1 protein-coding gene is annotated in these 1721 nt (G+C 36.0%); it reads left to right on the top strand.

The window, feature by feature from the left end; genetic code table 11:
* The coding region (locus ENL20_08905) for a hypothetical protein (protein HHE38675.1) at positions 1-1606 on the top strand (1606 nt) is incomplete at its 5' end.
* Positions 1607-1721: the final 115 nt, after the last annotated feature.

Genomic DNA, 1721 nt, shown 5'->3' with positions numbered 1-1721 from the left:
TAACATCGCCCTGGAACTTCTTGCCGAACCACTTATTATTATCCTGGATGAACCCACTTCCGGTCTTTCATCAAAGGATTCTGAAAAAATTACAGACATTCTCAATGAACTCAAGGAGCAGGGAAAAATCATCATTGCAACGATCCATCAACCAAATCCCGATATTTTTCAGAAATTCGATAAAGTCCTTCTGATCGACCAAAAGGGTACAGAAGTATTCTTTGGAAGCACAGAAGAGGTGTTTGGCTATTTTAATGACGAGCTCGATCAGATAAGTTACGGTCTGGGAAACCTGCTGAGGAAAAAAGAGCTGAAAATGGCTGAATTTCTTTTTGACATCATGCAGTATCCTCTTCTCGATGCTGAAGGAAATCCAGTATATAAAAAATCCGATATTCTTGAGGGAGCACATGAAGAGCTCAGGAAATACCAGCCCAATCACTGGAAAGCAAAGTTTGAAAAATACCAGCTTTTTGAGCTGATGAAAAGAAAAAGGCAGGATAAATCGGAAGAAGAAAAGGAGCCCGTCAGTAAAAAAACAATCTTCCATAAACGAACTTCCATTCGTGAATATTTTTCTCAATTCTGCTTCCTATTTGCGCGCAATGTTTTGAATAAATTAAAAAACAAAACGAATCTTACTGTCACTTTTATTGCAGCTCCCTTTCTTGCGATACTCATATCTTTTGTTTTGCGATATTCTTCACCCGGTCAGAGCTACTCCTTTGCGGCAAATGTGAATATGAAAATTTTTATATTCATCTCGATCATCGTGTTCATCTTTCTTGGACTTTCAAATAGTCTCGATGAAATTATTTCTGAAAAACGCATACACATTCGCGAGAAAAAACTGCGTATCAAATCCAGTCTTTTCTTGATCGTGAAAAATCTAACTCTTGCAATTTTTGCATTATTACAAGCAGTACTTTACATTGCAATTTCCAGTGTAATTCTTGAGATTCGAGGAATTTTCTTGGTCTATACCGGCTATTTGATCCTTTCCGGTTTCGTAGGTTTTTCCTTGGGTTTGCTTGCCTCTGCTTTGATAAAAGACAAGAAGGCAATGGTCAATATTCTTCCAATTGTGATGATACCTCAAATGATCTTCGCGGGTGCTGTTATTGAGTTCGAAAAGATGAATAGAGTTGCAAGAGTCAATCCCGAATCAGCCATCCCGGAATTTTGCAATATTATGCCGTCGAGATGGCTTTTTGAAGGACTTTTTACTGCACAAGCAAAATTAAATTTCTATAAAAGAAATCTTGGAAACCTCAATAACCGCGAAAATGTACTCTTTCAACAAAAATCCGACAAGGAGATCTCCATTTCTGAGTTCAACCAAAAAATAAAATCTGTGCGAAAAAGAAAAGCTAAACTATTGTTCGATAACAATCCTGATCGTTATATTAACGAAGACATCAACATTGCAGTTTCTCGAATTGACGGCAAATTCCTGAATAATCCGAAAAATCATTTCCTGAGCAGTAAAAAGATTTTCTTCGGTAAAATTTATAATACATATAATGTAAACGTGGTTATTGCGTTACTTTATGGATTCCTGATCAACATCCTGACATACATAATCATCAGGTTCAAGTTCAAATAATTGATGCATTTCTTCAGAATTGTTGACAGTAATTTTTGGGTATTTCCAATTTATAAAACAGAAGCTATTAATTTTAGTGTATGATCTTGGAGGACGAATGAAAAAATTAATTTGT

This window comes from Candidatus Cloacimonadota bacterium (assembly GCA_011372345.1).
GTDB lineage: Bacteria > Cloacimonadota > Cloacimonadia > Cloacimonadales > TCS61 > DRTC01.
This window is presented reverse-complemented; position numbering and strand designations above follow the sequence as displayed.